This is a genomic window from Caballeronia sp., assembly GCF_049581465.1.
Classification (GTDB): domain Bacteria; phylum Pseudomonadota; class Gammaproteobacteria; order Burkholderiales; family Burkholderiaceae; genus Caballeronia.
In genome coordinates, this window is record NZ_JBAUSA010000009.1 from 1 (window position 1) to 12,312 (window position 12,312).

Sequence of the window (12,312 nt, forward strand, 5' to 3'; positions counted from 1 at the left end):
GGGATGAACGCCCGGATTTGCTCGGTCAGTGCCCGGATGTAGTCGGTCGATGCGATAACGGGCCCCTTGGCGTCCTTCAGCAACTTCTCGACGTGCGAAGCCTTCTGCACTTCGGTCGGATGCAACAGGTTCCAACGCTGCACTTCATGCCCCTCACGCGCCAGCTCCGTGATGCCGGGTGCGCTCCAAAGGTCAGCGGCGACGCCCCAATCATTCTTCAATAGATCCGCTGCTGCGATCACTTCATTGAAAATGGTGCCCGCACCGATCAGTTGTACGCGCGGCGCCTTCTGGTCGACCTCAGCCTTGCGGAACGAGTACATGCCCTTGATGATGTCCGCTGCGACTCCGTCGTCCTGTGGAATGGCCGGGTGCTCGTAATTTTCGTTCATCACGGTGACGTAATAGAACACGTCTTCCTGCTCCGTTACCATCCGGCGCAAACCGTCCTGCATGATGACCGCGAGCTCGTAGCCAAAGGTCGGGTCATAGCTCACGCAGTTCGGTATGCCCGACGCCCACATGAGGGAGTGACCATCTTCATGTTGCAGACCTTCACCGTTGAGCGTGGTACGACCTGCCGTGCCGCCAAGCAGGAAACCGCGTGAGCGCATGTCACCTGCGGCCCATGCGAGGTCGCCGATGCGCTGAAACCCAAACATCGAGTAAAAGATGTAGAACGGAATCATGATCTCGCCGTGCGTCGAATACGACGTAGCGGCCGCGATCCAGTCCGACATCCCCCCTGCCTCGTTAATGCCTTCCTGCAGGATCTGGCCAGTCTCGGATTCACGATAAAACATCAACTGACCGGAGTCTTCAGGCTCATACTTCTGGCCGTCCTGATTCCAGATGCCAATCTGACGGAACAAGCCTTCCATGCCGAACGTACGCGACTCGTCTGGCACGATTGGCACCACGCGCTTGCCTAAGGTCTTATCCTTCAGAACGATGTTAAGGAAACGCACGAACGCCATCGTGGTGGACATTGTGCGTCCCTCGCCACTGCCCTTCAAGAGTGCCTCGAAGGCGCTCAATGCAGGTGTCGGGAGAGACTGCGCCTTTTGTCGACGCGCCGGGAGATAGCCCCCGAGGTCTTGACGACGGGCGCGCATATACTCGAGCTCCTTCGAACCTTCGTCAAACGTAAGGTACGGTACGTCGACAATTGCCTCGTCGGAAATCGGCAGCTTGAAGTGGTCCCGGAACTTCATCAACTGCTCGACCTGCATTTTCTTTTGCTGGTGGGTGTTATTCATGCCCTGCCCAGCTTCGCCCATGCCGTAACCCTTGATAGTCTTAGCAAGGATGACCGTTGGACGCCCATTGGGTGTCGATGCCTGCGCGTATGCGGCATAGATCTTGTGCGGGTCGTGGCCGCCACGGTTGAGTTCCCAGATTTCGTCGTCCGTCCACTCAGCGACCATCTCCTTCAGTTTCTGCGTATTGAAGAAATGCTCGCGTACGAAAGCGCCCGACTTCGACTTATAGGTCTGGTATTCACCATCAACGACCTCCATCATCCTTCGCATCAGCGCGCCGTCGTGGTCAAGAGAAAGCAGTGAGTCCCAGCGGCTGCCCCAAATTACTTTGATCACGTTCCAACCGGCACCGCCAAACAGATTTTCCAGTTCCTGGATGATCTTGCCGTTGCCTCGTACAGGCCCGTCGAGGCGTTGAAGGTTACAGTTCACCACGAAGATGAGGTTGTCCAGTCGCTCGCGGCCCGCCATACCGATCGCGCCCATCGACTCGGGTTCGTCCATCTCACCATCACCCAGGAACGCCCAGACCTTCCGGCCTTGCGTCTTGGCAACGCCGCGCGCTTCGATGTACTTCATGAACCGCGCCTGATAGATCGACATGATTGGGCCAAGGCCCATCGACACAGTCGGGAACTGCCAGAAATCTGGCATCAGCCATGGATGGGGATACGACGGCATCCCTTGACCACCCACTTCCTGCCGAAAATTTTCGAGTTTTGACTCGGTCAGCCGCCCCTCAAGAAAGGCGCGCGAATAGATTCCGGGCGACGAGTGGCCCTGGAAAAAGACCAGGTCGCCTCCGTGGTTACCCGAGGCGGCATGCCAGAAATGATTAAAACCAACGTCGTATAAAGTTGCCGCAGATGCAAACGAGGCAATGTGACCGCCTACGTTCGTCTCCTTTCCGGCTCGAAGAACCATCGCAATAGCGTTCCATCGAGTGTAGGAGCGAATCGTATGCTCGATGGCCTGGTCGCCCGGAATCTTCTTTTGATTCCCGGTCGGGATGGTGTTGATGTACGACGTACTGGCAGAAAACGGTAGATGCTCACCATTCATGCGCGCGAATTCGATCTGCTGCTGGATGAGAAAATGCGCGCGCTCCGTGCCAACGTGTGCGATGACACCGTCAAGAGCACCTAGCCATTCCGCAGTCTCTTGCGGATCGTCGTCATTCTGCGGATCGCGGACGTACTTCAAAACATCATTCGGGACTGCGGACATGCTTGCCTCCTAAATTAAGGAATGCTTTGTAACAGACAATGAAGCTCGATACCCATCACCGGATGCGCAGATTCTAAAGATGGCCGAACTCGTTACACAAGCAGTTTTTTCGAATCGTGAGAGTAAATATCATAATGTGATAAATTGCTGCGCCGCAACTCTACGTATTAATCGACTGCATTCGCTTCTGGAGAATTGTTCGGAATCAAGCTAGTCGGTGAATTCAGAGCAGAAACGACGCATTCCAGAAAGTCAGCACGAAGCACCGTGATCAGCTAAAAAATATTTCTAAAGCCTTACATACCATAGTGTCTTTGTGAGACCTACATGAATTTCGAACCAAATAAAAACTCTGGCTAAACCTGAAGAGGATTTGATATCACCGAATTTTTCTCATAGCCCTGAGAGACGCGTGTACGCCACTGAGGGCACGAATTCTTAACAATTCACCTTGCGTTCGATTAATCCACCTGGCGTGCTGTATCGACGTATGGCACTACCCCTTGTTGACGAGGCTCACCACACGGGACATAGATTTCGCTGCCAGAACGAGCAGAGCGCCGGCCGGACTGTAGTCGACGTTTTGCATCAGGTCGGTCAAATACAACATGGATAGCGCGATGAGCGGGTGGTACATCGCACGGCTTATCAGGCTTTTCATCGACATCTCACGCGGTTTCGTTTGCACGAACCGGTAAGCCACTGTGCGTGAACCGATCTGCGCAAGTTTGGAGGCACGCCGGGCTTCCGGAATCCGTGGAAGGCTTGGCCGCGAAGCACGGGTGAAGTTGATCTGTCCTGTCCCGTCCTTTGATGAACTCTGCCTCTCGCGACCTGTTGCCGTCCTGCTCGTGCGTCGGCGTTTTTTGCCCGATCGTCCAGGTCTTGCCTATGGTTCGCCTAACCATTGCATGTCGTCCAGAAAGTTTGTCCGGTCCTCCTGCAGAAGGGCGCGATCTGGTTGCACGCGGTTGTATCAGGCAGCGATGCGCCCACACTCAAGGGTATCGAGGCAGACCCGCTGGGGCTGTGATGATGGGGCGAGACGTCGCCGAGCCGGCACACCGCGAATCCAAACCGCGGTTGTCTCGAAGACGATGAACGACAGAAGGACGGGCAAACTCAGCACGACCTGACGCCGGAACCAATCGGGGTCAGACATGCTCGCTAAGGGACACGCGCGAACATCCACACGAATCGCGCGCCGATGCATCAAGCGTTGTGAAATTTACCGGTAAGGCGTTTGTTATCTGCCGTCGCGGCAGGTATAAAATGTACCTCTCGGCCACGTTGAAGAATGGCCGGCATCCCGGTTCCCTGCCCGGGAAATCGCATCTCACGCGAGCTATTTATGGATGCAGTTTCTGACGTTCTGCGCGCTGTGCGTCTAAGCGGCGCGGTGTATCTGAACGGAACCTTCACGGCACCGTGGTGCATTATCGGCCGTACGGACGCTGCGCTTTGCGCGGCCTATCTGCCGCGATCCGAGCGTGTCGTCTCATATCATCTGATCATAGAAGGTAGCTGCTGGGCCCAACTGGCAGACGCCCCCGATTCGGCTATTCATCTCAATGCCGGCGAATTGCTGGTGGTGCCGCAAGGTGAAACGCATCTGATGGGCAGCGCCGTGGATCTTTCGCCGACGCCATCGGAGTTGCTATTAGCCGGCCCCATGGCGGCAGCACCTGGTGAGGTGATGACGCTATCCCACGGAGGCGGGGGACCTATGACTCGCATCGTATGTGGTTTTTTGGCCTGCGACGATACGCTAAGTAACCCACTGCTCGCATCGCTGCCGCGACTCTTCAAGATTGATATGCGCCACGATCCGCGCGCAGCATGGCTTGAGTCCTCTCTCAAGTTTGCAGCCGCCGAGGCGGCGCATTCGCGCGCGGGCGGTACGATTGTCCTCGCCAGACTGTCCGAACTCCTGTTTGTCGAGGCGGTCCGTAGCTGTATCGAAGCGCTTCCTGCCCACCAGACAGGATGGCTGGCCGGCGTGCGCGATCGCTATGTGGGACGCGCGCTTTCGTTGCTCCATGCTCATTCAGTTCACCCCTGGACCGTTGATGAACTCGCGCGCAAGGTGGGGTTATCGCGCTCCGCGTTGGCGCAGCGCTTCACCGATCTTCTTGGACAACCGCCAATGCAGTACCTGGCGCGATGGCGACTGCAGATCGCGGCGCAGGAACTTCTGATCGGCCGTAAGTCGCTCGCCGCTGTAGCGGAGCAGATCGGTTACGAGTCAGAGGCAGCGTTCAGTCGGGCCTTCAGGCGAGAATTTGGAATGCCTCCGGCTGGCTGGCGCAAGAGCAAAGGAAAGATGAATGGCTCTGCCGAATCGGCGCAGGCCGCACTCGGCGCGAGTACCATCACGCCACTATCGGATCAGTGACGCCGACTGATAAGCACAACGGTGCCTCGATAACACCAGCAAGCGCACGATCTGATCGGTGGCTCATTGCGCCGATTGGCCAAATCGCTAGCTTGCCCCCTGCCGTGCCCGACGCAGCATTCATCCGCACGCGTCAAAGCTGCCCCGGCGTTTCGGCCATATCTTCCGGCGGCCCGATCATAGAACCTCGCGTCTCCCAATCGTACATTTGAGCTTACCGGATGCCAGATCAGCCATGTGGTTCTGGCCGGTAGATGAACATTCACAGCTCGACCGCACGTCGGTCCGTATTGGGAGAAATGCCATGAACGCAGTATCGCGACCCTCCGACCGCGATCGTTACGCCCGGTGCATTCGCGCCTCAAAGATGGTCAGTTGGGACATCGAGCGTGACGTGATTGGAGGCCTCACCTTTGACATGTCCCAGAAATATCTTCCCGACGGACTCTCACTGGCTCCGAATTTCTTCACGCTCTCCGAGAGCGAGAAACGTTTCGTCAGCCAGATCCAGGGACGCACGTATGCCAACGTGTTCGGACTGGTAGAGCGCTTTATCAACGCCAAGGTGCTGGAAATCAGCCGTGACTATTGGCTCGGCGACCAGGTGGCGCTTGAGGCGCTCGTCCGTTTTAGCGACGAGGAGCTTAAGCATCAGGCGCTGTTTCGCCGCATCGATGAGATGATCGCTGAAACCCTTCCCCCCGGGTATCACTTCGACGTCGATCCGGATGCCGTTGCGTCTGTAGTCCTCGGGAAAAGCACGTGGGCCGTATTGGCGCTGACGCTGGATATCGAACTATTCAGCCAGCTCCACTACCGCCAGAGTATCGATCCAGACGATCAGCTATCGGAGCTATTCAAGAACGTGTTCCTCTACCATTGGAAGGAGGAAAGCCAGCACGCCATCGTCGATGAGCTCGAATGGGTCCGTCACGACGCCACTGTGACGGCCAGTGATCGCGACAAGGCTGTTGACGAGTTCATTGAACTGGTCGCCGCGATCGACGGCATTCTGCAGGCGCAGGCCGCGGCCGACGCGCGTTACTTCGTGACCCACTGCGGCCGCGCAGTCTACGAAGCGGAAACCCTGTCGGTCGAAGCAAATTTCCTTGAGGCTTATCGGTGGCAATACATCCACTCGGGTGTACGTCATCCCCATTTCAGGGAGGTGCTTTATAACCTCATCTCCGAAGACCAGGGCATGCGTATCCGGGCTGCACTAGCCACCCTGCAATGAGATTCGCCGAAGCTGAACAATCCACGTTTTTAAAGGAGATAAAACATGAATGCCAATGCACAGGCCAATGAACCTAACGTCGTCAACGGTCTCAACGTGGACGATCTGTTCGCCCTGATTGAAAGCGTCAAGGACAATGTCTCGAAAGCCACCACCAGCTGGCGCGTTGCTACGACCTGGAAGGGCCAGACTCGGACTCGCGCCGAGGTAGAGGGGTTCTCTATTGGAGGGCAGGACGTGTCGCGCCGGTTCACGATCGATATCGACGAGCCTTGCGAGCTCGGTGGCTCGAACAAGTTCGCCAATCCTCAGGAGCATCTGATCGCGGCGCTAAATGCCTGCATCACGGTGGGCTACGTGGCGCAATGTGCCGTCCGCGGGATTACGCTCGAATCCCTGGAGATTGAGACGGAGGGTCAAATCGACCTTAGGGGTTTTCTTGGGATCGACCCGCAAGTTGCAAACGGCTACGAGAGCCTGCGTTACACCGTTCGTATCAAGGGCAGCGGTACTAAGCAACAATTTGCCGAAATCCATGACGCGGTATTGGCCACTTCTCCCAACGTCTACAATCTGGCGAACGCCGTCGTCCTGAAATCGACTCTCGTGGTCGGGTGAACGCTTTCGCCTGACAGTGAGCGCTGGGTAGCATGTCGGCGGGGCTTCTTCCTGCCCCTGCGTGTACTCTCGCGCCTCTTTCGGCACCGCTTCCTCGAGTACCTCTCACGCTATACGCGCCGCGTCCGACCGATCAGTGAGTACTGGCGAGTCGAGAGGTGCGGCGACTCGTGAATTCTGCTCGGGAACAGAAAGTCCGACGGCGACAGTCTCGCTGTCTTGATCTCTTGGTCCATATCACGCACTCGCAGTTTGGTCAGATCGCATGCTCTCAACTTGCTCCTGAAGTGTATCCTTCATCAACGACCTCATCAGATCGCGATCACCAGCGACGAACGCTTCACTCGACCGCAGACTCGCATTACGCTGGCTGTCGCAAACGCATCGGGTTTGCCCTCCGGGGCAGGACGTTTTACTGAACATCTACAACCTATCCGATGCCCATCCTCGTCACTCAGGCGTTTGCGCCCTCAGCTTTCCCCCGCATATCTCGGCACACTACCGCCGCCGCTCGGCAAGCTTGCGCGGTAAAGCGCGATTGAAAGGAAGCCTCGACTCAAGCTGGGTTTCGCGATCCACGTGTTCAGAGCCAGCGTGGCGACTGCGGTGTAGCCGCATAGACCCCTCCGGATGAATATAGGGCGAGAATACGACCAAAGTCCACTAGCGTTGCGATTGAAAAGCGACTATCAATAATGGAACCAGCAAGGTGAGGAACGCCCCGCGGCGAGGCGCATGCGGATTGTCAACCGAGAGTCAGACATTATGCTGGGCAACTCATGTTGAGATAAGTCTGCGCTAGCTGAGGCATGCGTTACAACGAAAGGCCCGAGTCGGTGTGCGAGCGTCGGGCGCATTAGCATGAGTCTTCCATTTCTTCTGCGGTAAATGACCGTAATATTTCGCGCGCGCGAGCGTTCAGAACGGAGGGAGAGGCGATGTCAAAGAGCATATATTCTCTGCTGGCGGTGATCGGATTGGTCGCCTGCTCTGTTACAAGCGAGCAACCGCTTTCCGAGGTCGAGAAAGCATCGCGATCAGGGTTTCTGACCAATTATCCCTTGCTGCATCCGGGCAAAGAAGGCGAGGCACGGCTTCGCTACGTCAATTCCAATGTAGATTGGAAATCCTACACGGCAATTTTCCTTGAGCCAGTAGTGTTCATCAGCGATGCCGACTCAAAAATCGATGCGAAAGAGCAGCAAATATTGTCGGCCTATTACTACAGCACGATGAAGAAGCATCTATCGACGGTGCTCCCGGTCGTTGACTCTCAAGGCCCGCACATTTTGGTAGTCCGCGTCGCCCTGACGCACGTTACGAAGGAGGACCCGGGATTGCGTACCATCTCGGTGGTCATCCCGCAGGCACGGTTGCTAGATGCGGCGCAGAGCCTCGGGACGGACACCTATGCCTTCGTCGGATCGGCGCAGAGCGAAGGCGAGGTAACGGACGGTGGAACCGGGCAGATTCTCATCGAAGCAGTGGACGGCCAGTCCGGCGGAATGAGCATAAAAAATGCGGGCGGCGGGAAATGGTCGGACGCAGAGCACGCGATGGAATATTGGGCGGACCTGTCGGCCAAACGCCTGAACCAGCTTAGGTCAGGCGCCCCGGCATCGTGATGTGACATTCTTGTACCGAGTGCCGCTTCCAGATCACACTTCCTGGAGTGCGGCACTGAGAACGGATGTCCGGACGCCTCGATCCCCATTCCGCGCCGCACTGGCACGCCGACACACCAGGCACCTAAGGGCTGACGGTCCGTCCGCATCTGGAAAACCGACCGGAATTTGGTTCGGCCAGTGGTTGGTGTGGAAGTCTGGCATCGGTATCGAGACAATTGACCGAAAATATCGCTTCACCTTTCGACCACCGCCCTTCGCTCTTATCTTAGAAGGGCACGCGAAACTTCGACGCCTTTTCCTTACCCAGATGGCTGGTCAGGTCAGCCGAGCGGTCATTCGATCGGCGCAAGCGTTCTGTAGGCGAGCGGCTGTTCACGGCCCCACTCTGTCTTCCCCGGCCGGCTCATGTTGGCCGGCTTGTACCCGTTAGCCATCGGCAGAAATCGACCCGTCGTTCAGCCCTACGATCGTTTCAATCGATCGGCGAAAGTCTCAACAAAGTGGACGTTGATAGTTCAGGCTTTCGTGGGCCTATAGATGAACCTGCATGCGCAGCCCGCTGTAGAATCACTTCTTATGCTTTCGACACACATCATCACGTCATGTCCCACACCAATCACACATTCTCAGAAAACCTTTTCTCCTATGGCACGCTGCAACTGGAGCAAGTGCAGCTAGCGACGTTCGGCCGTAAGCTCGTTGGCCACGTTGACGAAATGCGAGGATATGCGCTGACGTTGCTGAAGATCGAAGACCCCGAGGTTGTTGCGACCAGCGGGAAGACGCATCACCCCGTTGTAACGTATAGCGGGAATGCGAGCGACAAAGTGAGCGGGACGGCGTTCGCCATCACGGTGGAAGAGCTTGAGCATGCGGATGAATATGAAGTCGCAGCCTATCGGCGTGATCGTGTGCTACTCGCTTCTGGCGTGTCGGCATGGGTATATGTCGATGCTGAATCGCCGCGCCCAGCGCAATGAACGGAACTTCAAATGACCGCTTTCGCGAGATCAACCGTCATCCTTAATGAAAGACGACGGTCTCTTGCTGGCCGGTTGTACCCGCTGACCTATGCTACAAAGCTGTCGTTGGCGCAGGGAGAATGTTTTCGATGGCAGCTTACGGCGAAAGAACTGAAGGACAGCCACCCGCATCGCGCCGACGGGCTCAGTTAGTTCGGCTGCTTCGCGTTATTAAGGACCGGGCAGGAACTCGACGTCTCCGTACCAGCCGCGTGTCATAGTACCGGTATTGTCGGTATCCGTCAGCAGCCCGTAGCCGGTGATTCGTCCTGGCGATTCGTGAAAGACCCGTTCGTAGTCTTGCACGATATTGCGGCGCAGGCTTTGCCACTGACCCGCATCGCCGGACAGACCGGAGACCACGATCATCTGTACGCGCTCCGTGTGAGGGTTGGCAATGACGGTGCCTGGCGCGGCGTTGGTCGACCAGATATACATCAGCGTGGCATAAGGTAGCTCTTCGCCACCCAGTTTCTTTGCCAGGTCCATCTTGGCCCGGTCGAAAAACGACAGCTTGCTTTTGTCGCCGTCAAATAGGAACACCAGTCGCGCTGGCGCATCTTCCTTCGATCCGACGCGGTTGTCGGCACCCTCGATCGGTCCCTCTGCTTTCCAGCGCCATGCCACGACGGGCGTGCGGACGAGGTCAATATTACCCTCGTGCATCAGCGCAGAAGCAGAGCGGTTCGCGTCCGCCTGCAGGACGGTGGTGTGGCCGTCGCGAACGAGCGTGTATCGCGTCAAGGGCTTGCCGTGCGCGACCGGCAGGTTCTTCCAGCCTGCGGGCAGTGGTGCGCCGGGCTCGATCGTGGAAAAGACAATACCCGGCTTTTCGTCCTGGGCAAGGAGGGCTGGCGGCAACAGAAGGAGCGCGATGCACACGGCGATCCAGACTGGCCGGGCTGTTCGTTTCCGCGCTCGATGGATCGAGGGAAGATGCATGGCTGGTCGTATTCATCTTTTGGCTAACATCCATTGTAGTCGACTCAGCTGACGGCATTTCAGCGGAGCCTTTACGCCGGCGGTTAGGTCCTGTTGCTCTGAACGCCGGACCGTGAATCGGCATTGTCGTTTGAATGGCGAAAACTGACCAAGGTGCTTACCGTGGCACATCGATTTCTCATGAAGGAAATCGCCCTCCAGGCAGGCCTTGGCCTCGCCACGGTGGACCGGGTGCTGAACGGACGCGAACATGTACGTGAACACACACGCCAGCGTGTGCAGCACGCAATAAAGGAATTGGAAAAACAGCAGTTCCAGTTGGCGACCAGCGGACGCAAACTTGTTGTCGATGTTGTCGTGGAAGCACCGCGCAGGTTTTCCGATGAGATACGCGAAGCGTTGGAGTCGGAGCTGCCCAGCCTGCATCCGGCCGTGTTCCGTCCGCGCTTTCTGATGCAGGACACGATGACAACAGCGGAGGTCGTGGACGCACTTCAAGCAATTGGCCGAAGAGGCAGTCACGGCGTATTCCTCAAGGCGCGGGATGTCCCGGAAGTTGCCGACGCTGTTGGCGACTTGCAGCAACGGGGTATCCCCGTCGTCACTATCTTTACGGACATCCCTCAGTCCGCGCGCATCGCCTACGCCGGCCTCGACAATCGAATGGCTGGCGCAACAGCTGCCTATCTCATTGGTCAATGGCTCACTCGCCGGGAAGGAGATGTCCTGGTCACAATGAGTAACGAGCGCTTCAGAGGGGAAGAAGACCGCGAAGAGAGCTTTCGTGGCGAGTTACAGCGACGATATCCGAAGCTGACACTTGTTGATGCTAGCGGCGGTCACGGCCTCGACGCTGAAACGGAGGAGCGGGTGAGGCGAGCCGCTGGCTCAGGCGGGAAAATCGTGGCGGTGTACTCAATGGGTGGGGGAAATGTTGCGATACTTCGCGCCCTCAAGTCGATTGGACAGACGCCGAAGTGTTTCATTGGGCACGACCTGGATAGGGACAACGTCACGCTGCTTCGAGATGGGAAACTCAGCGCCGTGTTGCATCACGACCTGCGACAGGACATGCGAACTGCGTGCCATCACATCATGCACTTTCATAAGCTGCTGCCGGCATCGGCTGTCGGACTATCATCGTCGGTGGTCGTCGTCACCCCGGCGAACATCCCGCAATCTGTCGAGCAGCGATTCGGTGGGCGGCAGGCCCCGCCGACGGAATAGCCCTTGTAGCGCGCTGATTGCATCAGCGTGTGGACTAGTTACGCCCACCGATTCACGGGGCGCGCTATATTTGTCAGGCGCCACGTGCTCGGCCGGTCCGCATTGAATGATGCGTTGCCGCAGAGCGCCGCGCGGAGCATGCCCGCGGTGCTGGATGAATCGCGCCGCTTGTGCAGGCCTCGGGACGGTCCGGACAACGAAAAGAACAGTCCACCTGGGAGCTGACGTGAAAAAAAAACTGGGCGCATTCGTGCTGCTCGCGGCCAGCACGGCCGCATTGGCACAGTCGAGCGTGACACTGTATGGCCGCATCGACGGCGGGGTCGAGTACCTGAATCACATCGCCAACGGCACGGGCGGCAACTTGAGCCGCTGGAACGCGGAAGGAGGCGACTGGGGCACGAGCATGCTCGGCTTCAAGGGGACTGAGGACCTGGGCGGCGGCAACAGCGCGCTGTTCGACCTCGAGACCGCGCTGCAGATCATGAACGGCACCACAGGCGGCGGCTTGTTGTTCTCGCGCCGCGCGTACGTCGGCTTGAAGAGTGAGACGTGGGGCCAGATACAGGCGGGCCGCAATCTCTTCATCGACAGCGACGGTGTGTGGGCATTCGATCCGTTCGTGCAGCAGGCGGTCTCGTCGGCCTCACTCGTGCGCGGGCGCAACTGGCAGCAGACGAACAACAACGTCGAATATCACAGCCCCGTCTGGCACGGCCTCGACGTGCAGGGGCAGTACGCGTTCGGCAACCAG

General features: G+C 57.6%; 10 protein-coding genes and 2 pseudogenes. 8 read left to right on the forward strand and 4 right to left on the reverse strand.

From position 1 onward, the window contains the following. The coding region (aceE, locus tag WCA53_RS00125; protein WP_423903939.1) for a pyruvate dehydrogenase (acetyl-transferring), homodimeric type at positions 1-2,489 on the reverse strand (2,489 nt) is incomplete at its 3' end. Positions 2,490-2,985: 496 nt separating this feature from the next. Beyond that, positions 2,986-3,150 (reverse strand): hypothetical protein, encoded by a 165-nt coding sequence (locus WCA53_RS00130; protein WP_423903941.1) that lies wholly within the window; start codon positions 3,148-3,150, stop codon positions 2,986-2,988. 690 nt (positions 3,151-3,840) lie between these two features. On the opposite strand from WCA53_RS00130, the gene WCA53_RS00135 reads away from it, so the two are divergent. The 4 genes and pseudogenes from WCA53_RS00135 to WCA53_RS00150 form a co-directional block, all read left to right on the forward strand. Next, positions 3,841-4,884 carry an AraC family transcriptional regulator gene (locus tag WCA53_RS00135; RefSeq protein ID WP_423903943.1) on the forward strand — a complete coding sequence of 348 codons (1,044 nt, stop codon included), beginning with the start codon at positions 3,841-3,843 and terminating at the stop codon, positions 4,882-4,884. Between the two features lie 304 nt (positions 4,885-5,188). Beyond that, positions 5,189-6,121 (forward strand): hypothetical protein, encoded by a 933-nt coding sequence (locus WCA53_RS00140; RefSeq protein ID WP_423903944.1) that lies wholly within the window; start codon positions 5,189-5,191, stop codon positions 6,119-6,121. Positions 6,122-6,166: 45 nt separating this feature from the next. Continuing rightward, a complete protein-coding gene (locus WCA53_RS00145; protein WP_423903947.1) occupies positions 6,167-6,739 on the forward strand; it encodes an OsmC family protein in 573 nt (190 codons plus the stop codon). Between the two features lie 3 nt (positions 6,740-6,742). Next, positions 6,743-6,859, forward strand: a pseudogene (locus WCA53_RS00150) (transposase); the annotation flags it as partial. A gap of 11 nt (positions 6,860-6,870) precedes the next feature. Here WCA53_RS00150 and WCA53_RS00155 read toward each other — a convergent pair. Next, positions 6,871-6,957: pseudogene (locus tag WCA53_RS00155) on the reverse strand (integrase); the annotation flags it as partial. A 720-nt stretch (positions 6,958-7,677) separates the two neighbouring features. On the opposite strand from WCA53_RS00155, the gene WCA53_RS00160 reads away from it, so the two are divergent. Beyond that, complete coding sequence (locus WCA53_RS00160) at positions 7,678-8,364, forward strand: DUF3313 domain-containing protein (protein ID WP_423903950.1); 687 nt, start codon at positions 7,678-7,680, stop codon at positions 8,362-8,364. Between the two features lie 605 nt (positions 8,365-8,969). Continuing rightward, on the forward strand, positions 8,970-9,347 hold the full coding sequence (locus WCA53_RS00165; RefSeq protein ID WP_423903952.1) for a gamma-glutamylcyclotransferase family protein: 378 nt from the start codon (positions 8,970-8,972) through the stop codon (positions 9,345-9,347). A 213-nt stretch (positions 9,348-9,560) separates the two neighbouring features. On the opposite strand, the gene WCA53_RS00170 is transcribed toward WCA53_RS00165, so the two are convergent. Beyond that, positions 9,561-10,331 carry a DUF3047 domain-containing protein gene (locus WCA53_RS00170; RefSeq protein WP_423903954.1) on the reverse strand — a complete coding sequence of 257 codons (771 nt, stop codon included), beginning with the start codon at positions 10,329-10,331 and terminating at the stop codon, positions 9,561-9,563. A gap of 162 nt (positions 10,332-10,493) precedes the next feature. On the opposite strand from WCA53_RS00170, the gene WCA53_RS00175 reads away from it, so the two are divergent. Together WCA53_RS00175 and WCA53_RS00180 are read left to right on the forward strand one after the other, a co-directional pair. Further along, entirely contained in the window at positions 10,494-11,558 is a 1,065-nt protein-coding gene (locus WCA53_RS00175) for a LacI family DNA-binding transcriptional regulator (RefSeq protein WP_423903956.1), read from the forward strand. 226 nt (positions 11,559-11,784) lie between these two features. Beyond that, positions 11,785-12,312 (forward strand): porin (locus WCA53_RS00180; RefSeq protein ID WP_423903958.1); only part of this gene is annotated, 528 nt, incomplete at its 3' end.